Raw genomic sequence first — 20,357 nt, 5'->3', positions numbered from 1 at the left:
CGACGGCTTCATGATCGTCGGCGAGGAAATCTGCCAGAAGATTATCAGCCGGGCTGATGCCTTTGGTGCGGTCGAAGCGGTCTTTGCCGCCATGGCGCGCGGCGATGCCTATAACTTCCCCGTGGTCCGTGAAGCCATCGGCCATGCCGATGCGCTTTACGGATTCAAAGGGGGGTTTGACCGCTCTGGCCTGTCGCTGGGCCTTAAGGCGGGGGGCTATTGGCCGGGCAATATGGACAAGGGGCTGACCAACCATCAGTCCACCGTGTTCCTGTTCGATCCAGACACCGGGCGGCTTTCGGCACTGGTGGGTGGCAACTACCTGACTGCCATTCGTACCGCCGCCTCGTCTTCGGTCTCGATCGCGCATCTCGCGCGCAAGGATGCGAAGGTGCTGGGCATGGTCGGCGCTGGCCACCAATCCGCCTTTCAATTGCGCGCCGCCGTCGAGCAGCGTGCCTTTGAAAAGGTCGTGGCGTGGAACCCGCATCCCGACATGTTGCCGCGTCTTGGCGCAGTCGCCAAGGAGCTGGAGCTGGAGTTTGAGGCGGTCACCCAAGAAGAGCTGGGCGCGCAGGCCGATGTGATCATCACGATCACCTCTGCGTTTGAGCCGCTGATGATGGCAGATTGGGTCAAACCCGGCACGCATATCGCCTGCATGGGGACAGACACCAAAGGCAAGCAAGAGGTGGATCCGGCGCTCTTTACCCGTGCCACGGTCTTTGCCGATGAAATCGCACAGTCGATCACCATCGGTGAAGCGCAGCATGCCGTGGGCAAAGGGCTGATTGCCGAGGGTGACATCACCCCCATCGGGGCAGTCATCAACGGCACCCACTCGGGGCGCAGCAATGCCGAGGAAATCACCCTCTTTGATGGCACCGGCGTCGGCCTTCAGGATCTCGCCGTGGCGTCGGTCGCGGCCAAGCTGGCGCGCGAGCAAGGGCTTGTAACGCCCATAACCTTGGGCTGATCCGCTTTATAACAGTTTGACGAAATTTGCACAGGCAGCCGTCACCACGGTTGCCTGTTCTCTTTTTACGTGTAGCTTGATCGCGCATGACGCGGCCGGGTGGTACGATCCAGGCCTGCGTTCCACAGGGAGGATCAGATGTCTAAATTCGCTTTTGGCGCCATTCTTGCCGCCACCACGGCGCTTGCGCCGCTTGCCGCTGCCGCACAGACCGAAATCCAGTTCTGGCACGCGTTCACCGGTCGGCTGGCCGAATTGCTGGATGAACAAGTGGCAGGCTTCAACGCCGATCAAAGCGACTACAAGGTCACGGCCACCCCCAAGGGCAATTATTCCGAGGCGCTCAACGCTGGCATCGCGGCATTCCGTGCGGGCGAACAGCCGCATATCCTTCAGGTCTTTGAGGTTGGCACCGCCAGCATGATGGCCGCCAAGGGCGCGATCAAACCGGTCTATGAGGTGCTGGAGCAATCGGGCCTGCCGTTTGATCCCAACGCCTATCTCGCCGCCGTCACGGGCTATTACACCACTCCCGAAGGGCAGATGCTGTCTTTTCCCTATAACTCTTCCACGCAGGTTCTCTATGTGAACCGCGATGCGCTGTCGGGTGCGGGCATCGACCCTGACACCGATCTCAGCACTTGGCAGAACGTTGATACGGTGCTGGGCCAACTCAAAGAGGCGGGCCATGCCTGCCCCTATACCACCTCTTGGCAGAGCTGGGTGCATCTCGAGAGCTTCTCGGCCTATCACAATGTGCCTTTTGCCACGCAGGCCAATGGGTTTGGCGGGCTTGATACAGAACTCGTGTTCAACGGCCCGCTTCAGGTGCAGCATATCGACAAGCTGGGGGAATGGGCCAAGGACGGCAAATTCATCTACGCCGGTCGCCGCAACGAGGCGGGTGCCAATTTCCGTGGTGGCGATTGCGCGCTCTTTACCGAAAGCTCGGCTGGCTATGCAGGCGTCAAAGCCGAGGCGCAGTTTGACTTTCAGATCCGCCCGCTGCCCTATTGGGACGGGGTCGAGGGCGCGCCGCAAAACACCATCATCGGCGGGGCCTCTCTCTGGGTGATGCAGGGGCACGAGGCCGAAGAATACACGGCCGTCGCTGCCTTTCTCAATTTCCTCTCCTCGCCCGAGGTGCAGGCGCAATGGCATCAGAACACCGGCTACCTACCCATCACCTCTGCCGCAGCCGATGTGACGCGCGCCGCAGGCTTTTATGAGGCCAATCCTGGCACGGATATTGCCGTAACGCAGATGACCACCAAGGAACCGACCGAGAATTCCAAGGGCCTTCGCCTTGGGTCTTTCGACCAAATCCGCGCCATCATCGACGAAGAGCTAGAGGCGGTCTGGTCCGGTGACAAGGACGCGCAGGCAGCACTGGATACGGCGGTGGAGCGCGGCAACCAGCTCTTGCGCCGGTTTGAACAAGCCAACCGCTAAGTCAGGGTGGGGCCGGGCAACCGGCCCCTGACCGCAGATGGAAAAACGTGTCACGTTCAAGGGCTGGCTCTTGCCGCTCTGCCTCATTGCCCCGCAGGTGTTCATCTCTGCGGTGTTCTTCTTCTATCCGGCAGGGCAGGCGGTCTGGCAGTCGCTCTTTATTCCTGATCCCTTCGGCCTTTCGTCGCAATTTGTGGGGCTTGGAAATTTCGAATACCTGCTTGGCGATCCCTATTATCGCGCGTCCTTTGTCACCACGGCGGTCTTTTCCACGCTGGTCACGCTGGCGTCGATGATCCCGGCACTCTTTCTCGCGGTCATGGCCGACCGGCTGGTGAAATCGGCGGGCACTTACCGGACGTTGCTGATCTGGCCCTATGCCGTGGCCCCGGCCATCGCCGGGGTGCTCTGGATGTTCATGTTCAACACCCGCGTCGGCGTGGTGTCGTGGTATCTGGGGCAGTTGGGCTATGACTGGAACCATGTGCTGAACGGGACCGAGGCGATGGGATTGGTTGTCGCCGCCTCTGCTTGGGGGCGGATCAGCTATAATTTCCTGTTCTTTTTTGCCGCCCTTCAGGCCGTGCCCCGCTCGATCATCGAGGCCGCTGCCATTGACGGTGCGCGCTTTTGGCGGCGATTCTTTACCATCGTGCTGCCGCTCTTGTCGCCGACCACGTTTTTCCTACTCGTGGTCAATATCGTCTATGCGTTCTTCGAGACCTTCGGCGTGATCCACACCATCACGGCCGGTGGCCCGCAGCAATCCACCACCATCCTCGTCTACAAGGTGTTTTCAGACGGGTTCGTCAGTCAGGATCTCGGTTCCAGCGCGGCGCAATCGGTGATCCTTTTGTTGGTCGTCGGTCTGCTCACCGTGCTGCAATTCAAATACATCGAAAAACGGGTGCATTACTGATGGCCCGCGAAATCACAGGCATGGTAGAGCGGCGCGGCCTTGGCCTCTGGCTCACGCATCTGGCGATGATTGCGGGCGTCTTGGTGATCTTTTTCCCAATCTGGCTGGCTTTCGTGGCCTCGACCGTCACGCAGCCCGAAATCGTGCGCCCGCCGATGCCGCTCTGGCCCGGCGACCAACTGATCGAGAATTACACCGCAGCTCTCTTTTCCGGCGTGAATGTGCCGGTGCTGAGCATGCTCGGCAATTCGCTGATCATGGCTGTGGGCATCGCGGTGGGCAAGATCATCATCTCGCTCACCTCGGCCTTTGCCATTGTCTATTTTCGTTTCCCGGGGCGCAATCTGTTCTTCTGGTTGATCTTTCTCACACTCATGCTGCCTGTTGAGGTGCGCATCGTGCCCACCTATGAGGTGATCGCAGGCTTTGGCATGCTCAACAGTTATCAGGGGCTGATCTTTCCGCTCATCGCCTCTGCCACTGCGACCTTTCTCTTTCGGCAGTTCTTTCTGACCATCCCTGATGAATTGGCCGAGGCCGCGCGCGTCGACGGGGCCAGCCCGATGCAGTTTTTCTGGGATATCCTCCTGCCGATGAGCCGCACCAATATCGCGGCGCTCTTTGTGATCCTCTTCATCTATGGCTGGAACCAATATCTCTGGCCGCTTCTGATCACCACGGACCCGTCGATGAACACCATCGTGATGGGCATCCGTCAGATGTTTCCCTCGGGCGATGACGTGGCCGATTGGCCGGTGATCATGGCCACCTCAATCCTTGCGATGATCCCGCCGGTGGTCGTGGTCATCTCGATGCAGAAACTCTTTATCCGCGGCCTTGTGGACAGCGAGAAATAAACGACATGGCAACCGTAACCCTCGACGCTATCAAGAAACGCTTTGGTCCGACCGAGGTCATTCAAGGCGTAAGCCTAGATGTGGCGGATGGGGAATTCATCGTCATCGTCGGGCCCTCTGGCTGTGGAAAATCCACACTCCTGCGTATGGTCGCGGGGCTTGAGACGATCACCGAGGGGGAATTGCGCATCGGCGACCGCCGCGCGAATGATCTTGAACCGATGGACCGCGACATCGCCATGGTGTTTCAGAATTACGCGCTCTATCCGCATATGAGCGTGGCGCAGAACATGGGCTATGGCCTCAAGATCGCGGGCCTGCCCAAATCCGAGATTGCCGCCAAGGTTCAGGATGCAGCCAAGCTCTTGCAACTGACCGAACTCCTTGATCGCAAGCCCCGGCAGCTTTCAGGCGGTCAGCGCCAGCGCGTTGCCATGGGCCGCGCCATCGTGCGTGCGCCCTCGGTGTTCCTGTTCGACGAACCGCTCTCAAATCTTGATGCCAAGCTGCGCGTGCAGATGCGGCTCGAAATCCGCGAACTACAGGCCAAGCTTGGGATCACATCGCTTTATGTCACCCATGATCAGGTCGAGGCGATGACCATGGCCGACCGCATGATTGTGATGAACGCAGGGCGCGCCGAACAAATCGGCACACCTTTGGATGTCTATGAACGCCCCGCCACGCTTTTTGCTGCGCAGTTCATCGGCAGCCCGTCGATGAATGTGCTCGAGGTCGAGGGGCGCGACGGCGCGCTCTGGCTTGGTGATGCGGGCTTGCCCAACCCCAGAGGCCATAGCGGCCCCGTCATGCTGGGAATGCGCCCCGAACATCTGACGCCTGATCCCGAGGGGCCAATCGCCATGCAGGTCTTGCTCGCCGAACCCTTGGGCGCCAACACACTTTTGCACGGCAAACTCGAGGGGGGTCAAAACTTTACCGCCAGCTTGCCGGGGGTGCATCAGGTGGCCCAAGGCGGTGCGCAATTGCGTCTTGGTATCGCCCCTGCAAACATGCATCTGTTTGACCACAAAACAGGCGCGCGGCTTTGAAAACCCGCCACTAGCCCTTGGGGTCTCAGATGTCCTTGAGAATGCGCCGCGCCACGTCCTGTCCTGACAAAACAGCACCATGTGCTGTGCCGAAATGGTCCGCCGAACAGGCCTCGCCCGCAAACCAAAGCTGTCCGTCCCAGTCTGGACCGGCCAGAGCGCGCCGCGTCGCAGGCGTGGTGCCGACGGCATTGAAACTATAGCTGCCATAGCTCAGTGGTTCTTGCCCCCACCGCGTTATCTGGGCATCCAGTGGGGCGGGAAACCCCGTGCCGAACATCCCGCGCAGCGCGTCATGCGCGGCGGCCCGGGTGTCACGATCACTGAACCCTTCAAGCTCGGTCGCCGGGTCTGCGGCGTTGAACCCGATCAGCACCGGCATCGCCATTGATCGCGCAAGCGAGACCCATTCCCCCCAGAACCCCGGACGCGGGCCCAGCCAGCCGATCCAATCCACGTCCTGAGGCCAGTGAATTCGGTCAAACCGCAGAATGCATTTGTTCAAAAGACCCATGCGCAGGCCGTCGATGGCCCCCTGACGCGCCCGCGCCAAATCAGTGGCAAAGCGCACCCGCCCGGATTGCAGCACACCAAGCGGCAGGGTGCAGATCACCCTATCCGCCACAATCCGGCTGCCATCGGCCAGCTGCACCATCCCCGGTGCCACTTCGCGCACTGGGGCAGACAGCCGGATATCCAGCCCCTGCGCAAGCGTTGTGGTGATCTGATCAAACCCTTGCGGAAAGAGCACATCTGCCCCGCCGAATTCTGCGCCCTCGTCTCCGTACCACGCCGACAAAAGACGCGCGGGGCTGCCGTATTCCTGCTCCAACGTGCTGTTGACCAGATAGAGCACCAGACGCCGCAGGTTTGCATCGGCACTCTGCCACTCGGGCGATGCCTCCAGCGCTTGCATCACTGAAATGTCGCGCGTGCGGCTTTCGGTTGCGGCAAGGGCGCGGCGCAACAGGATTTTGGCGGGGCGCATGTCCGGGTCGATCTCTGCGCCGTCTGCCGCCAAGAGGATCGCCGCATTGTAGCTTGTCGCGACCACGCGCGCGCCACTCTGACGCGCCAGATCCGTCAGGGGATTACCGCGCTGCCCATGTATCCAGCTTGCGCCAAGGTCCACCGGCATATCGGGCCATAGCCGCGATGTGCGAATGCGCCCCCCAACCTTTGCTCCGGCTTCTAGGACTGTGACCGTTTGTCCGGCATCATGCAGGGCCCGCGCTGCCGAGAGGCCCGCCAAACCGGCACCGATGACAACCGTTCGCGTGCCGTCTTGTGCAGATGCGCGGCCTGCCGCACAGGCGACCGCGCTCAATCCCGCCAGTACCGTGCGGCGTCCCAGCCGGGCGCTCATAGGACCACTCCCGCAGCGACAGCGCCCCGATTACACTCGGTCTGCAAAAAGTTGGTCTTTTGCGCAAGAACTTGGATCATCACCGCATGCTTCTCAAACCGTCCTGTCACAGATATCTCGCTCTGATGTGCCTTATTTGACGATACAGTATTTTGGGCATTCGGCGAACCGGGATAAAATCCCCATCTTGACACTACGGTCTGATAGCTTGGCCGATCAGCGCCTCATTGGGCCCACCAACCCTCTAGCCTAAGTGCTTGGCGGGCGGTTTCCTGCATGTGGCAGGCCATGGTCGCAGGCCCGCCGCCTGTACCGCCCATCCATTGCGCCTGTTCATAGAGACAGGCCGCATCGCGAAATGCCATCCACGCGCGCTGCATTTCGCGCAGGCTGTTCTCTAGGGATGGCACGCTGGCGCCGATGCTGGCCATTTCGGCATCGCTCGCCCGGGCCGCATCCATCTTTGCGGCATAGGCCGCGTTCAGCCGTCCATCCCACAGCTTCAATTCAGCGTCGAGACAATCAATCATGCCGATAGTCGTCTCTCCTCCGTCTGTCGTCATGCAGGCCTGCGCCGAGCGCCCGACGCAATCAAGCACCGCATGCCCCGAGAGGTTGGGCGCAAGGCGCTCGGCCTCGCGGGTACAGGCAAGGGTCGCATCGGGCAGGAAAACCGGCTCGGCCTGTGCCGCCCCACTGCTGGCCAAAAGCAGAGCGAACACCAGTTGCCCCGCCCAGTGTCCCAAAGGCCGAATGATGCTAGTGCCTGGAATGCCGTTCATGTGTTCATCACTCCTACGCCCGGATATGACACGCGTCAGACGACCACGTCGAACTCTTCTTGTGCGCCCACGCCAAAGACGCGCCGATACCTTGCAATCTCTTGGTCTGGTCCCATCGCCTTGCGCGGGTTGTCCGACAGCTTGACCGTGGGCCGCCCGTTGGCCGCCACCGCCTTGCACACCAACGAGAACGGCGCCAAGGCATCATCGGGCGTGAGCCCGCGAAAATCATTGGTCAAGAGCGTACCCCACCCAAAGGAGCACCGGACACGCCCCGAGAACCGCTGATGCAGCGCGATGATCCTCTCCACATCCAGACCGTCGGAAAAGATCACCATTTTCTGCCGTGGGTCCTCGCCGCGCGATGTCCACCATTTGATCGCTGTTTCTGCCCCTTCCTCGGGCGCACCAGAATCGATGCGGATACCGGTCCATCCCGCTAACCAGTCGGGGGCATTGTCGAGAAACCCACGCGTGCCATAGGTATCGGGCAGGATGATACGCAGGTTGCCATCATGCTCTTCATGCCAGTCCGACAGCACCTCGTAGGGCGCGCGCGCCAAGCCTGCGTCATCCTCGGCCAGTGCGGCATAGACCATTGGCAATTCATGGGCATTGGTGCCAATCGCCTCAAGATCGCGGTTCTTGGCGATCAGGCAATTCGATGTGCCGACAAATCGGTTGCCCAAACGCTCGCTCATGGCCTGCACGCACCAGTCCTGCCACAGGAACGAATGCCGCCGCCGCGTGCCGAAATCGGCAATGCGCAGCCCCTCGATCGGGCGCAGATGCTCGACCTTTTCCCACAGCTTGGTCATGGCGCGGGCATAGAGTACCTGAAGCTCGAATTTCTTGAGGTGGTGCAGCACGGCGCGGGATCGCAACTCCATAAGAACCGCCAAGGCCGGGATTTCCCACAGCATCACCTCGGGCCATTTGCCCTCGAAGGTCAGCTCGTATTGTCCGTCCCGCTTCTCCAGATGATAGGGCGGGAGGCGCAGCGTCTCGAACCAATCCATGAACTCTGACGTGAACATGCTCCGCTTGCCGTAGAACATGTTGCCGCGCATCCATGTGCTTTCGCCCCGCGACAGCGACAATGACCGGATATGATCCAGCTGTTCCCGTAGCTCGCCCTCGTCCACCAGATCGGCCAATCGGATCGCGTTGCTGCGATTGATAAGCGAAAAGGTAACGGAGGTGTCGCGACGTTTGCGAAACACCGATTGGCACATCAAAAGCTTGTAGAAATCAGTGTCGATCAGGGATCGGACAATCGGGTCGATTTTCCATTTGTGATTATGCACACGTGTGGCGATATCGACCATTGGTGGCCTCCGGCGGGACAATTGCAGCGGTTAAATCAAAGCGGACGGGCACGTGCAAGGCGCATTGGTGGGCTTGGCCCCGACGCAAGGCCGCTGTTGCGTGGCTAGACACAAGAAATCAGGCCAATTTGGTAAATTAATCTTACCAGAATGCTTGCCTTTGCCCACATAACCGTTACGATTGCCCGCGTGTGGCGGAAACAGGGCCTCGAATCGCCCGTGGGGGATATGCTTTGCCCGCCATCCGATGCGAATAGACGCAACAGATTTATGGGAGGACTACCATGACAAACAAGTCGAAGATGGATCGGCGCTCGTTCCTGCGCCGCGCGGCGGTTGGGGCGCCGGCGGTTGCTGCGGGCGCGCTCGCGGCTCCGGCGGTGTTGGCACAGGCGCCGCTGGTGCTCAAGATGCAGACATCTTGGCCCGCTGGCGACATCTGGCAGGAAATGGCGCAGGATTATGCAACCCGCGTTGAGGAAATGTCCGGCGGCCGTCTGAAGATCGACGTGCTGCCTGCCGGCGCTGTCGTGGGCGCATTTCAGGTGCTCGACGCCGTGAATGACGGTGTTCTCGACATTGCGCACTCGGTGCCGGTCTACTGGTATGGCAAGAACAAAGCGGCCTCGCTCTTTGGGACTGGCCCCGTGTTCGGCGGCTCGGCAACCACGATGCTCAGCTGGTTCTACGAAGGCGGCGGCAAGGCGCTCTATGACGAGCTGACCCAGGATATCATGGGCCTCGAAGTCGATGGTTACATGGGCTTCCCGATGTTCGCGCAGCCCTTCGGCTGGTTCAAGGGCGAGGTGAACACTGTCGCTGACCTGCAGGGCTTCAAATACCGCACCGTGGGTCTTGCTGCTGACCTGCTGCAGTCGATGGGCATGTCTGTCGCCCAGCTTCCGGGTGGCGAAATCGTGCCCGCGATGGAGCGTGGCGTGATCGACGCGTTCGAGTTCAACAACCCGTCGTCGGACCGTAACTTTGGTGCGCATGACGTGGCCAAGAACTACTATCTGTCCTCGTATCACCAGGCCTCCGAGAGCTTTGAATTCCTGTTCAACAAGTTGACCATGGAAGATCTCGATCCTGATATGCGCGCGATCCTGAAGTACGCGGTTGAAGCGGCTTCCACCGCGAACACCGCCAAGGCGATGCGTCGCTATTCTGCAGACCTCAAGTGGCTGCAAGAAGAGGCCGGTGTTACCATCCACCGCACCTCCACGGACATTCTGAATGGTCAGATCGAAGCATGGGACAAGTTGATCCCGGTTCTCGAAGAAGACCCCTTCATGAAGAAGTGTCTCGACAGCCAGCGCGCATGGGTGGAGCAAGTCACCTATTACGAACTGATGAACGCGCCTGACTATGCGCTTGCCTTCGATCACTACTTCCCGGGCAAGCTCAAGATGTAATCACGGTGTAAAAACCGGAAAATCCAGGGCCCCGGCGCAGGAAACGCCGGGGCCGCTTTCAAAATAGAGGGGGCTCCGTGTGATCGGTTTCATACGTTTCGCCGACAACCTGTCGGCCTGGTTCGGCAAGGCGTTCGCCTGGCTGATCGTCCTGATGGCCTTTGGCACCGGCTATGAGGTGGTGGTGCGCTATCTCTTCAATAATCCGACGGCTTGGGCACTTGATGTGTCCTTCATTATGTATGGCACGCTCTTCATGATGGGTGGCGCCTACACGCTGTCACGTGGCGGGCATGTGCGGGGTGACTTTCTCTATCGCCTCTGGCAGCCGCGTAATCAGGCCAAAGTCGATTTGGTGCTGTATATCCTCTTCTTCTTTCCGGGTATTCTGGCGCTGATCATTGCCGGATGGAAATATGCTGCGCGCTCTTGGTCCTATGCCGAGGTTTCCGTGAACAGCCCGGCAGGTATCCCGATCTATCAGTTCAAGACTGTGATCGTCGCCGCCGGAATCCTTCTCTTGATCCAAGGTGTCGCTCAGGTGTTTCGTTGCATCCACTGCATGCGTACCAATGAATGGCTCAAAGCCGATGAAGATGTCTTCGAAACCGAAGACCTGCTGATGCAAAAGGCCGCTGAGGCCGAAAAGGACGCACATCCATGACCGATCCGCAAATCGCCCTGATGATGCTGGGCCTTTTCCTTATCTTCGTCTTTCTGGGCTTTCCCATCGCATTTACCCTCATGGCTATGGGTATCGGCTTTGGCTACTACGCCTATTTCGATGCCGGCCGCATGTGGCGCAGCTTTGACAGGCTGGCCGAGGATGCCGGGGCGTGGGACCAATGGACTCTCTGGCTTGAGGGGTTCTTTAACAATCGAATATTCGATTTGTTCGTGAACCAGACCTATACGGTGATGTCGAACGAAGTTCTGACCGCCGTGCCGCTGTTTTTGTTCATGGGTTACATCGTCGAGCGCGCGAATATCGTCGACCGGCTGTTTGGCACGCTCAACATCGCGGCGCGCAACATGCCGGGCTCTATGGGTGTGGCGGCGCTGATTACCTGCGCGCTTTTTGCTACCGCCACCGGCATCGTCGGCGCGGTCGTGACACTGATGGGCCTTCTGGCGCTGCCTGCCATGCTCAAGGCGCGGTATGATCCGTCCTTTGCGTCTGGCATCATCTGCGCTGGCGGCACGTTGGGCATTCTCATTCCGCCGTCGATCATGCTGATCGTTTACGCAGCGGCGTCGAGCGTCTCTATCGTGCGCCTCTACGCGGCGGCACTTTTGCCGGGTCTGACGCTGGTTGGTCTCTATCTCATCTACGTGATCGGTCGCTCGATCCTGCAACCGTCTGTGGCCCCCAAGCCGACCAAAGAGGAAATCCCCGAGATTCCCAAGACCCAGCTTTTTGTCATGATCCTGACATCGCTGGTGCCCTTGGCCTTTCTCATCCTCGCAGTGCTTGGTTCCATCCTGTTCGGTCTGGCCACCCCGACCGAAGCGGCGTCAATTGGCGCACTGGGCGGCATCTTCTTGGCCTTCGCCTACCGTGCGATGACATGGCAGCGTATGCGCGAAAGCGTGTATCTGACGGTGCGCACCACAGCGATGGTTTGCTGGCTCTTTGTTGGGTCCTACACCTTCTCGGCGGTGTTCTCTTACCTCGGTGGCGAACATGTGATTTCCGAATTCGTCCAGAGCATGAACCTCACCCCGCTGATGTTCCTGCTGTTGGCACAGCTCATCATCTTCCTCTTGGGCTGGCCGCTGGAGTGGTCTGAAATCATCATCATCTTCGTTCCGATCTTTCTGCCGCTTCTGGCTTTCTTCGAGATCGATCCGCTGTTCTTTGGCATTCTGGTGGCACTCAACCTGCAAACCAGTTTCTTAACGCCACCCATGGCCATGTCGGCCTATTACCTCAAGGGGATCGCCCCGCCAGAGATCAAGCTTACGCAGATTTTCTCGGGCGTCATGCCGTTCCTCTTCTGCGTGTTTATCGCCATGGCCATGATGTATAATTTCCCGCAGATCGTCTATTATCTGCCGGAGCTTATGTATGGCAAATAAGGCCGATATCCTGATGCTATCCGCGTGCGAGTTGCGCACGCGGCTGGCTTCGGGGGCGCTGAGCGCCCTCGATCTGGTCGAAGCGTGCATAGACCGGATCGAGGCGCGAGAGCCTGAAATACACGCTTGGGCTTGGTTCGATGCCGATTTTGCGCGTCAGCAAGCCAAGGCGCTGGATGCACAACGTCAGGCCGGGCGCCCCATCGGGGCGCTTCACGGTCTGCCGGTTGCCCTCAAGGACATCATCGACACCGCCAAGATTCCGACAGAGAACGGCTGTCCGCTGGACGCGGGCCGCATTCCCTTCAAGGATGCGGCCATCGTCGCCCGTCTCAAGGCAGCGGGTGCCGTGATCATGGGCAAGACGGTCACGACCGAACTGGCCTATATGCATGCGGGTGCCACCCGTAATCCACTCAACACCGCACATACGCCCGGTGGTTCGTCCTCGGGCTCTGCGGCGGCGGTGGCGGATGGGATGGTGCCGCTTGCCATTGGTACGCAAACCGGCGGATCGGTGATCCGGCCCGCGTCTTATTGCGGCGTGACCGGCTTCAAGCCCAGCTTTGGTGCGATCCCCCGTACGGGTGTTCTGATGCAGTCGCCCACGCTCGATACGCTCGGGGTCTTTGCCCGCACCCCCGCCGACGCGGCGCTTTTGACTGAGGTCTTGATGGGGTATGACGCGGGCGATCCGGCGACAACGCCCGCCCCAGTGCCGCCGCTCTTGTCGGTGGCCACATCAGAACCACCGCTCAAGCCGGTTTTTGCCTTTCTCCGCCCGCCGGGTTGGGACAAGGCCGATCCGCAGCTGCATGCGGCCTTTGACGAGCTGATCGAGGCTTTGGGCGATCAGGTATTCGAGGTGCCGCTCCCCAATGCCTTTAACGAGGCGGCGGAAATCCGGGCGCGTATCAATTTCGCCGAAATGGCGAAATACTATTACCGCTATGGCAAATCCCTCGACGCGCTTGGGCCACGCACCCAAGAGGCGCTGAACACCGGCAATGCCACGCTCGCGCGTGACTATCTCGCGGCACTCGACTGGGCTGACGTGCTTTATGCCGGCCTGGGCGAGATTTTTGAGCGGTGTGATGCGATCCTCTGTCCCGCTGCCACCGGCCCCGCACCTGAGGGGCTAGAGTATACGGGCGATGCGATTTTCAACGGGCTCTGGACGCTAACGGGCACACCGGCGGTCACAGTGCCCGCGTTCACGGCGGAAAATGGCCTGCCGATGGGGGTGCAATTCGTCGCCGCACGCGGCAATGACGCGCGCCTCTTGCGCAACGCAAACTGGTTCACACGCTGGCTTTCCGAAGCCGCCGCATGAGAAAAGGATGACGATATGAACAGATTTCTGGCGCTTTTCGCCTTCGCGGTCTTGGCCGCCTTTCTCTACATCCTTGTGCGCAAGGTTGGCACACTCGACCTTTGGGTCGTGGTGGGCCTGACAGTGGCACTGGCGGGCTATGATTTTCTGAGCTCGAGCAAGAACAAAAGCTGACATGCCTGATAAGAAAGTCCTCTGGATTCCGCGCCGCCTGTCCGACGCCACCCTTGCGCGTGCCCGCCGCGATTACGATGTGATCGTGAACGAGGCGGATACTCCCGGCACCGCCGAGGAAATCATCGCGATGAGCGCCAAGGTCGACGGAATGATCCCTTGTCACTCCGAGCATTTTTCGGCCGACGTGGTGGCGAACCTCAACCCACGCCTCAAAATCGTCGCCAACCACTCGGTTGGGGTTGATCACTGCGACCTCGCGGCGCTCAAGGCCGCTGGGATCGTTGTCACGAACACGCCCGATGTGCTGTCGGATGCCACCGCCGAGATTGCGATGCTGCTGATGCTGGGGGCCGCACGGCACGCGGTTGCAGGCGACCGCATCGTGCGTCAGGGACAATGGGATAGCTGGTCGCCGTCGTTCATGGTGGGCAAACAGATGACGGGTGCCCGGTTGGGTATCGTCGGCATGGGGCGCGTGGGCCGTGCCTTTGCCGCCAAAGCGCGCGGCTTTGATATGGAAATCCATTATCACAACCGCACACGTCTTGCGCCGGATGAGGAACATGGCGCGGTTTTTCACGCCGATGTCGAAAGTCTGCTCGAAGTGGCGGATTTTCTCTCGCTGCATTGTCCGGCCACACCCGACACGGTCAACCTGCTCAACGCGACGCGCCTTGCGCGGTTGCCTGAGGGGGCTGTGGTCGTCAACACGGCGCGCGGCGCGCTGATTGATGAGGATGCGCTTTTGGCCGCTTTGAAATCCGGCCATGTTGCTGCCGCTGGTCTTGATTGCTTCAAGGTAGAGCCGGGTGGAAATGCCGCCTTTGCGGCGCATGAAAACGTCTTCATGTTGCCCCATATCGGCAGCGCCACGCGGGCAACCCGCGATGCCATGGGCTTTCGCGCGCTCGACAATCTCGATGCCTATTTTGCGGGGCAAGAGCCGGGCGACAGGCTGGTCTAAGACCCCCAGCCGCCCGATAGGGCGTCAGGCGGCTTGTACCGCCTGCGCCTCTGTAACGATGGTATAAAGCGTCAAGGGATCGGTATTCGAGCGTAGCTTGGCGCGCAGCCCTGCGTCCCGCAGCGTGCGCGACACCAACGCCAGCGCCTTGAGATGTTCAACCCCCGCATCAATCGGTGCAAAGAGCGCAAAGGCCAGATCCACCGGCTGCCGATCCACAGAATCAAAGTCGATCGGTTTCTCCAGCAGCGCCAGCACCCCAACGACCTGATCCAACCCATCCAGCCGCGCATGCGGCAAGGCGACGCCATGGCCCACACCTGTCGGGCCAAGGCTCTCGCGTTCCAGCAACGCTTCGACCGCAGCAGAATGAGACACGCCATAGGCCGCCTCGGCAATGTTGCCGAGTTCATGCATCAGGCGCTTCTTGCTGGTTGCACCGGACAGCACGCGTACGGCCTCTGGCTTGAGGATCATCGGAAGTTCCATGAGTTGAGCCGCTCAGACAAGCGTATCACCGCCTGCCACCCTCTCGTTATGGGTCAATCCAGCCGATATTGCCGTCTTCACGACGATAGACCACATTGACCGTATCCTTGCCTTGTTTGCGGAAAACAAGAACAGGTGCCCCTGCCAACTCCATCTGCATGACCGCCTCGCCAACCGAGAGCGACGGAATTTTGGTTTCCATCTCGGCCACGATGATCGGCTGCAGGCTGTCGGGCTCTGATTCCGGTTCCGCGCTATCTCCGGCGAGGATATAAGTGGACGCTCCAAAGAGTTCAACCGGTTCCGCCCGGTCGCGGTGATGGTCCTTGAGCCGCCGCTTGTAGCGGCGCAATTGTTTTTCCATCTTCTCGCAGCAGGCATCAAAGGCGGCGTAGATTTCATGCGCCTTGGCGCTGGCCTGCGCCGTCAGGCCGGTCGACAGATGCACGATGGCTTCGCAGGCAAATTCGCTGGCGCTCTTGGAGAAAACGACCATCGCATCGGTCGGGCGTTCGGCGTATTTCGCAACAGCCGTGCCCAATTCTTCTTTCACATGCGTTTGCAGGGCCTCGCCAATGTCGATCTGCTTTCCACTGATTTGATACCGCATCTCATCTCCTTCGATTGACAAACCGGGGCCATACGCGGCGTATGCGCCGCGGGTTTGGTTAATCCCGGATGCTGAAAACTGACCGGTGGCGAAATTGTCCCAAGACAGGCCCTTGTCGCGGGGGCCATTCAGGGAACAGCGCGAGATCACCACATGTCATAGCTCAATTGACGCGCTTTCCGCGCGTCTTGTCAATCTGATTTGAAGGAGAGGAGCGCGGATTTGCCGCCCGTAGCGACATTAGGAAATGCGAAAACTGTCGCCCAGATAAACACGGCGCACATTCTCGTTTTCCACCACATCGCGGGGGCTGCCGGACATGAGCACCTTGCCATCATGCAGGATATAGGCGCGGTCCACAATTTCGAGCGTTTCGCGCACATTGTGGTCGGTGATCAGCACGCCGATCCCGCGTTTCTTGAGGTCGGCCACCAGATGCCGGATATCGCCCACCGAAATTGGGTCCACCCCGGCAAAGGGCTCATCTAGCAAAAGGTAACGCGGATTGGCTGCAAGGCAGCGCGCAATTTCGACTCGACGCCGCTCGCCCCCCGAAAGGGCGAGGGCCGGCGCGCGCCGCAGATGCTCGATCGAGAAATCCGACAAGAGTTCTTCCAGCCGCTCGCGCCGTTTGTGCCGATCCTTCTCGGCGATATCGAGAATCGCGAGGATATTGTCCTCGACCGAAAGACCACGAAAAATCGACATCTCTTGCGGCAGATAGCCGATACCCAGCTTGGCCCGGCGATACATCGGCAGTCCGGTCACATCTCGCCCGTCGATCCGAATATGCCCGCCCTCAGGATATATCAGCCCGGCAATGGCATAGAATGTCGTGGTCTTGCCCGATCCATTCGGGCCAAGCAGCGCCACCACCTCACCCTGACGCAGCGTGAGCGTGACGTCGCGAATGACCAGCCGCTTGCGATAGCTCTTGCGCAGGTTCTCGACCACCAGACCGGTGCTCTCATGGGCCAGTGTCAGCGTCGGTTGGTTCATGGGGTGGTCCCCGGTTGCAAGATGGTCTTGACCCGCCCGCTGACCTGCGCGGTCCCTGCGGCGGTATCGACCAATACGGTCTCGCCAGCGATAGCGCTGGTTCCCTGCACCAAAAGCACATTGCCGCGCAGTTCGATCAAGCCGGTTGAGATGTTGTAATCGGCGCGCTCGGCCTCGGCGGCATCTTCGCCACTGACCAGTGTTACGCCGCCCGTGGCCTCTAGGCTCTCGATCCCGCTTCGGTCGGGCAGGTAGACCACCAGCACCCGTGGTGCCGCCAACCGCATCTCGCCCTGACCGATCACCACATTGCCGGTAAAGGTGGCGGTATTGTCGGCCTGATTGACGCTAAGGTTGTCTGAGGTCACTTCGACCGGCAAGCCGCGATCTGCTTGGGTCTTGCCAAAGGCTACTTGCCCGGCCTGCGCCCATGCGCCAACAGGCAGAAGAGCCACTGCGATGGCCGCGATCAATCCGGAAACTCTTGGCACTGGTCTCATTCCCCCGTTTCCCCCGGCTGGTATATCAGCTTGACGCCCTCGGTGAAAAGCAATTCCGGTTCACCGCTCTCGGCATTGTTATGCAATAGCATCCGCCCGGCAGTCAGCGTGCCAATCGGCCCGGTTGCCGTGACCTGTCCAGGCGTTTCGGCATAGACCTCGTCCAGCCGGGAATTCAGGCGCTCGGTGTCGATGACATAGCCGGTCGAGGTGGTGATATGGACCTGTCCCATCAGGCTGGCGGTCATCTGCCCCTGCTGCATGTCGGCCTGACCCGCAGTGATGTCAATCACCGTCCCGGCGTTCAAGCGAAGCTGCGCGGTCACCCCGTCTGCGATCAGATTCTCGGGCGTTTCCCGATTGGGGCGCGCAAATTCAGCAGCAAAACGGATTTCGTCGCCCTCTTGCGTCACCCCGGCAAAGCGCGGGTTGGTGGCCCCCAGATCTTGCGCGCGCTGCTCCAGATCAATCTGTGACGAGGGGACGGACAATGTGGGATCAACCGTGCGCGAGAAAAGGAACAGCGTCGAGAGCAGCCCAAGCGCGCTGAGTGGCAGGATGATCTTGATCCAGGCCACAATCCGCGAATAGGTGTTCTGCGCGCGCGCCATCCGTCAATGCGCGAAAATGTCGATCTCGGGCCAACCCGCCAGATCGAGCAGCGCCCGCTGCGGCAGAAAATCGAAACAGGCCTGTGCCAGTTCCATCCGGCCCTCGCGGATCAGCCGCGCGTTCAGCTCGTCGCGCAGGCGATGCAGATAGAGGACGTCCGAGGCGGCATAGTCGAGCTGAGCGGCACTCAGGCTGTCGGCCCCCCAGTCAGAGCTTTGCTGCTGCTTGGAGATGTCGATGTTCAACAACTCCTGCAACAGATATTTAAGGCCATGCCGATCCGTATAGGTCCGGATCAATTTCGAGGCGATCTTGGTGCAATAGACGGGGGCCGCCAACGCGCCAAAGGCGTTCTGCATGGCAGCAATGTCAAACCGTCCGAAATGAAAAAGCTTGAGTACATCGGGATTTTCCAGCAACCGCGCCAGATTGGGTGCGGTTGTCTGCCCCTTGGAAACCTGCACCAGATGCGCATGGCCATCCCCGCCTGAGAGCTGCACGACACAGAGCCGGTCCCGATGCGGGTGCAGTCCCATGGTCTCGCAATCAATCGCCACCACAGGGCTAAGGTCCAGCCCATCGGGCAGGTCGTTCTGATAGAGATGGTTTGCCATTGGAAATCCTTGTGGCCGGTGCGATCCGGGGCCGTGAAATTGGGCGAATTGCGTTTTGATTAGGCGCTTTCGTTCGGTCTCTCAACCCAGATTTAGGTCTGCGACCACAGGAAAACCAGTATCGCCCCGGTCTTTGCGCTGCGAACCGGGCTTGCGGTCGCTTCTGCGCTCGGCCACAAAGTCGGCAAAAGGAAAGAGGAGCCCGCCCGTGACCGTGACCCAACAAAGCCAGAATCGCGCCGCTGATTACCTTGCACGGCGTCTTTACGAGGCAGGATGCCGCCACGCCTTTGGCATGCCGGGCGGCGAGGTTCTGACCGTGATGGATGCACTGGCGCGTGCGGGAATCGAGGTGACGCTGGCGCGGCACGAAAACGCCGCCGCCTTCATGGCCGAAGGTGTCTGGCACCGCACTGGTGCGCCCGGCATCCTGATTGCCACGCTGGGGCCGGGGGTTTTGAACGGCGTCAATGCCATCGCCAACGCGCATCAGGACCGTGTGCCGCTGATTGTGATTTCCGGCTGTGTCGATGCCGATGAGGCGCTGACCTATACCCATCAGATTCTTGATCATGAGGCGGTGCTGGCGCCGATCACCAAGGCCACTTTTCGCATGACTGCGCAGGGGGCCGATATCATCGCCGACAAGGCCATTGGCATCGCCACCGAAGGCCGCCCCGGCCCGGTGCATATCGACGTGCCGATTTCGGTGGCGGATATGCGCGTGACCCCGCCGCGCCTGCGCCGCCGCCCCGATGCCGTGCTGATGCAGCCCGCAGCCCCTCAAGCGGCGCGCGATTGGCTGGCGGCGGCAGAGCGCCCGGTGATGATCGTGGGCCTAGATGCGGTCAATGAGGGGGCAAGCGCGGCAATACGTGAGACCGCCGAACGCCTGAATATCCCGGTCATCACCACGTACAAGGCCAAGGGGATCATCCCCGAAACCCACCCGCTTTGCTTGGGTGGTGCGGGCCTTTCACCGCTGGCCGATGGTATCCTCGTGCCGATCGTGCAACAGGCCGATCTGATCCTCTGTGTGGGCTACGACCCCATTGAGATGCGCCCTGGCTGGCGCGAGATCTGGGACCCTGCCGAGGTTAAGGTGATCGACATCGCCGCCGTCCCCAATGACCAATATATGCATCAGGCGACAATGAATATCGTCGGGGCCTGTGCGCCCTCTCTTGCGGCCATCACCGAGGGCGTCAGCCCCCGTGCGACGTGGACGGGGGGGCAGGTGGCCGCAGCCCGTGCCGCGCTGGCGGGTGCCTTTCCAACGGATGACGAATGGGGGGCCGCCGGTGTCATCGCCGAGGCGCGCGCCGTGCTGCCGCAGGATACCATCGCCACCGTCGATAGCGGCGCGCATCGCATCCTCCTCTCGCAGATGTGGACAAGCTACATCCCCCGCGCGCTGCTGCAATCCACCGCGCTTTGCACCATGGGCTGTGCCGTGCCGCTGGCGATGGGTGCGAAACTCGCCACGCCCGATGTCCCCGTCGTCAGCTTTTCCGGCGATGCCGGGTTCCTCATGGTCGCGGGCGAACTCTCGACTGTTGCCGAACTCAAGCTGCCGGTGATCTTTGTCGTCTTTGTCGATGCGAGCCTTGCGCTGATTGAAAAGAAACAGCGCGAGCGGCAGATGGTCAATCTTGCCGTGGATTTCGGCCATCACGATTTCGCCGCCATTGGGCGTGCCTTTGGCGGCCATGGCGTGCGCGTGACCAACCGCGCCGAATTGCGCGCCGCCCTCTTGGCTGCGCAAGAGGCTGACACCTTTACCGTCATCGCCGCCGAAATCGACCGCGGCTCGTATGATAACCGTATCTAAGG

21 protein-coding genes are annotated in these 20,357 nt (G+C 60.4%); 12 read left to right on the top strand and 9 right to left on the bottom strand.

Features of this window, described 5'->3' with window-relative positions; translation table 11 throughout:
* Positions 1–10 precede the first annotated feature (10 nt).
* The 5 genes from bhcD (at position 11) to ugpC (ending at position 5,256) form a co-directional block, all read left to right on the top strand.
* Positions 11–976: an iminosuccinate reductase BhcD gene (bhcD, locus tag GC127_RS07515; protein WP_151979665.1), complete on the top strand. Its 966-nt coding sequence runs from the start codon at positions 11–13 to the stop codon at positions 974–976.
* Between the two features lie 138 nt (positions 977–1,114).
* Complete coding sequence (gene ugpB, locus GC127_RS07510; RefSeq protein WP_151977356.1) at positions 1,115–2,428, top strand: sn-glycerol-3-phosphate ABC transporter substrate-binding protein UgpB; 1,314 nt, start codon at positions 1,115–1,117, stop codon at positions 2,426–2,428.
* A 37-nt stretch (positions 2,429–2,465) separates the two neighbouring features.
* Positions 2,466–3,347 carry a sn-glycerol-3-phosphate ABC transporter permease UgpA gene (ugpA, locus tag GC127_RS07505; RefSeq protein ID WP_008279754.1) on the top strand — a complete coding sequence of 294 codons (882 nt, stop codon included), beginning with the start codon at positions 2,466–2,468 and terminating at the stop codon, positions 3,345–3,347.
* Positions 3,348–3,367: 20 nt separating this feature from the next.
* Entirely contained in the window at positions 3,368–4,204 is an 837-nt protein-coding gene (gene ugpE, locus GC127_RS07500; RefSeq protein WP_081508608.1) for a sn-glycerol-3-phosphate ABC transporter permease UgpE, read from the top strand.
* A gap of 5 nt (positions 4,205–4,209) precedes the next feature.
* Positions 4,210–5,256: a sn-glycerol-3-phosphate ABC transporter ATP-binding protein UgpC gene (gene ugpC, locus GC127_RS07495; protein ID WP_151977354.1), complete on the top strand. Its 1,047-nt coding sequence runs from the start codon at positions 4,210–4,212 to the stop codon at positions 5,254–5,256.
* 25 nt (positions 5,257–5,281) lie between these two features.
* Here ugpC and GC127_RS07490 read toward each other — a convergent pair whose 3' ends face one another.
* The 3 genes from GC127_RS07490 to pncB form a co-directional block, all read right to left on the bottom strand.
* A complete protein-coding gene (locus tag GC127_RS07490; protein WP_151977352.1) occupies positions 5,282–6,622 on the bottom strand; it encodes an FAD-dependent oxidoreductase in 1,341 nt (446 codons plus the stop codon).
* A gap of 224 nt (positions 6,623–6,846) precedes the next feature.
* A complete protein-coding gene (locus tag GC127_RS07485; protein ID WP_151977350.1) occupies positions 6,847–7,404 on the bottom strand; it encodes a lysozyme inhibitor LprI family protein in 558 nt (185 codons plus the stop codon).
* A 35-nt stretch (positions 7,405–7,439) separates the two neighbouring features.
* Positions 7,440–8,732: a nicotinate phosphoribosyltransferase gene (pncB, locus tag GC127_RS07480; protein ID WP_151977348.1), complete on the bottom strand. Its 1,293-nt coding sequence runs from the start codon at positions 8,730–8,732 to the stop codon at positions 7,440–7,442.
* A 284-nt stretch (positions 8,733–9,016) separates the two neighbouring features.
* Between pncB and GC127_RS07475 the strand changes: the two genes are divergently transcribed.
* The 6 genes from GC127_RS07475 (at position 9,017) to GC127_RS07455 (ending at position 14,700) form a co-directional block, all read left to right on the top strand.
* The gene (locus GC127_RS07475; protein WP_008279748.1) at positions 9,017–10,147 is read left to right on the top strand and encodes a TRAP transporter substrate-binding protein; all 1,131 of its coding nucleotides are present in this window, start codon (positions 9,017–9,019) and stop codon (positions 10,145–10,147) included.
* Positions 10,148–10,226: 79 nt separating this feature from the next.
* A complete protein-coding gene (locus GC127_RS07470; RefSeq protein WP_008279747.1) occupies positions 10,227–10,811 on the top strand; it encodes a TRAP transporter small permease subunit in 585 nt (194 codons plus the stop codon).
* Positions 10,808–12,226, top strand: a complete 1,419-nt coding sequence (locus tag GC127_RS07465; RefSeq protein WP_008279746.1) for a TRAP transporter large permease subunit — start codon at positions 10,808–10,810, stop codon at positions 12,224–12,226. Before GC127_RS07470 ends, GC127_RS07465 begins: the two co-directional genes overlap by 4 nt.
* The gene (locus GC127_RS07460; RefSeq protein ID WP_151977346.1) at positions 12,216–13,559 is read left to right on the top strand and encodes an amidase; all 1,344 of its coding nucleotides are present in this window, start codon (positions 12,216–12,218) and stop codon (positions 13,557–13,559) included. The genes GC127_RS07465 and GC127_RS07460 overlap by 11 nt, the downstream gene beginning before the upstream one ends.
* Positions 13,560–13,574: 15 nt before the next feature.
* A complete protein-coding gene (locus GC127_RS22775) occupies positions 13,575–13,733 on the top strand; it encodes a hypothetical protein (protein WP_198385513.1) in 159 nt (52 codons plus the stop codon).
* A 1-nt stretch (position 13,734) separates the two neighbouring features.
* Positions 13,735–14,700, top strand: coding sequence for a D-glycerate dehydrogenase (locus GC127_RS07455; protein WP_151977344.1), 966 nt, complete (start codon positions 13,735–13,737; stop codon positions 14,698–14,700).
* A gap of 24 nt (positions 14,701–14,724) precedes the next feature.
* Here the strand turns inward: GC127_RS07455 and GC127_RS07450 are convergent, their stop codons facing one another.
* The 6 genes from GC127_RS07450 to GC127_RS07425 form a co-directional block, all read right to left on the bottom strand.
* The gene (locus tag GC127_RS07450) at positions 14,725–15,189 is read right to left on the bottom strand and encodes a PTS sugar transporter subunit IIA (protein WP_037296874.1); all 465 of its coding nucleotides are present in this window, start codon (positions 15,187–15,189) and stop codon (positions 14,725–14,727) included.
* A 46-nt stretch (positions 15,190–15,235) separates the two neighbouring features.
* Complete coding sequence (gene raiA, locus GC127_RS07445) at positions 15,236–15,799, bottom strand: ribosome-associated translation inhibitor RaiA (RefSeq protein ID WP_037297038.1); 564 nt, start codon at positions 15,797–15,799, stop codon at positions 15,236–15,238.
* 240 nt (positions 15,800–16,039) lie between these two features.
* Positions 16,040–16,798, bottom strand: coding sequence for an LPS export ABC transporter ATP-binding protein (lptB, locus tag GC127_RS07440; RefSeq protein WP_008279740.1), 759 nt, complete (start codon positions 16,796–16,798; stop codon positions 16,040–16,042).
* Complete coding sequence (gene lptA / locus GC127_RS07435) at positions 16,795–17,298, bottom strand: lipopolysaccharide transport periplasmic protein LptA (protein ID WP_151977342.1); 504 nt, start codon at positions 17,296–17,298, stop codon at positions 16,795–16,797. The genes lptB and lptA overlap by 4 nt, the downstream gene beginning before the upstream one ends.
* Positions 17,295–17,909 carry an LPS export ABC transporter periplasmic protein LptC gene (gene lptC / locus GC127_RS07430; RefSeq protein ID WP_151977340.1) on the bottom strand — a complete coding sequence of 205 codons (615 nt, stop codon included), beginning with the start codon at positions 17,907–17,909 and terminating at the stop codon, positions 17,295–17,297. Before lptC ends, lptA begins: the two co-directional genes overlap by 4 nt.
* A gap of 3 nt (positions 17,910–17,912) precedes the next feature.
* Positions 17,913–18,524, bottom strand: coding sequence for a ribonuclease D (locus tag GC127_RS07425; RefSeq protein ID WP_151977338.1), 612 nt, complete (start codon positions 18,522–18,524; stop codon positions 17,913–17,915).
* Positions 18,525–18,732: 208 nt separating this feature from the next.
* Here GC127_RS07425 and GC127_RS07420 point away from each other — a divergent pair, with 208 nt between their 5' ends.
* Positions 18,733–20,355, top strand: coding sequence for a thiamine pyrophosphate-binding protein (locus GC127_RS07420; protein WP_151977336.1), 1,623 nt, complete (start codon positions 18,733–18,735; stop codon positions 20,353–20,355).
* Positions 20,356–20,357: the final 2 nt, after the last annotated feature.

This window comes from Roseovarius sp. EC-HK134 (assembly GCF_902498815.1).
Lineage (GTDB): Bacteria > Pseudomonadota > Alphaproteobacteria > Rhodobacterales > Rhodobacteraceae > Roseovarius > Roseovarius mucosus_A.
This window is presented reverse-complemented; position numbering and strand designations above follow the sequence as displayed.

Bases quoted from the DNA above. Each gene is read 5' to 3' on its own strand.
- ugpE (WP_081508608.1), top strand. From the start codon at position 3,368: ATGGTAGAGCGGCGCGGCCTTGGCCTCTGGCTCACGCATCTGGCGATG.
- bhcD (WP_151979665.1), top strand. From the start codon at position 11: ATGATCGTCGGCGAGGAAATCTGCCAGAAGATTATCAGCCGGGCTGAT.
- GC127_RS07485 (WP_151977350.1), bottom strand. From the start codon at position 7,404: ATGAACGGCATTCCAGGCACTAGCATCATTCGGCCTTTGGGACACTGG.
- GC127_RS07425 (WP_151977338.1), bottom strand. From the start codon at position 18,524: ATGGCAAACCATCTCTATCAGAACGACCTGCCCGATGGGCTGGACCTT.
- GC127_RS07460 (WP_151977346.1), top strand. From the start codon at position 12,216: ATGGCAAATAAGGCCGATATCCTGATGCTATCCGCGTGCGAGTTGCGC.
- pncB (WP_151977348.1), bottom strand. From the start codon at position 8,732: ATGGTCGATATCGCCACACGTGTGCATAATCACAAATGGAAAATCGAC.
- GC127_RS07450 (WP_037296874.1), bottom strand. From the start codon at position 15,189: ATGGAACTTCCGATGATCCTCAAGCCAGAGGCCGTACGCGTGCTGTCC.
- ugpB (WP_151977356.1), top strand. From the start codon at position 1,115: ATGTCTAAATTCGCTTTTGGCGCCATTCTTGCCGCCACCACGGCGCTT.
- lptB (WP_008279740.1), bottom strand. From the start codon at position 16,798: ATGAACCAACCGACGCTGACACTGGCCCATGAGAGCACCGGTCTGGTG.
- GC127_RS07465 (WP_008279746.1), top strand. From the start codon at position 10,808: ATGACCGATCCGCAAATCGCCCTGATGATGCTGGGCCTTTTCCTTATC.
- GC127_RS22775 (WP_198385513.1), top strand. From the start codon at position 13,575: ATGAACAGATTTCTGGCGCTTTTCGCCTTCGCGGTCTTGGCCGCCTTT.
- GC127_RS07475 (WP_008279748.1), top strand. From the start codon at position 9,017: ATGACAAACAAGTCGAAGATGGATCGGCGCTCGTTCCTGCGCCGCGCG.
- ugpA (WP_008279754.1), top strand. From the start codon at position 2,466: ATGGAAAAACGTGTCACGTTCAAGGGCTGGCTCTTGCCGCTCTGCCTC.
- raiA (WP_037297038.1), bottom strand. From the start codon at position 15,799: ATGCGGTATCAAATCAGTGGAAAGCAGATCGACATTGGCGAGGCCCTG.
- ugpC (WP_151977354.1), top strand. From the start codon at position 4,210: ATGGCAACCGTAACCCTCGACGCTATCAAGAAACGCTTTGGTCCGACC.
- GC127_RS07455 (WP_151977344.1), top strand. From the start codon at position 13,735: ATGCCTGATAAGAAAGTCCTCTGGATTCCGCGCCGCCTGTCCGACGCC.
- lptC (WP_151977340.1), bottom strand. From the start codon at position 17,909: ATGGCGCGCGCGCAGAACACCTATTCGCGGATTGTGGCCTGGATCAAG.
- GC127_RS07490 (WP_151977352.1), bottom strand. From the start codon at position 6,622: ATGAGCGCCCGGCTGGGACGCCGCACGGTACTGGCGGGATTGAGCGCG.
- lptA (WP_151977342.1), bottom strand. From the start codon at position 17,298: ATGAGACCAGTGCCAAGAGTTTCCGGATTGATCGCGGCCATCGCAGTG.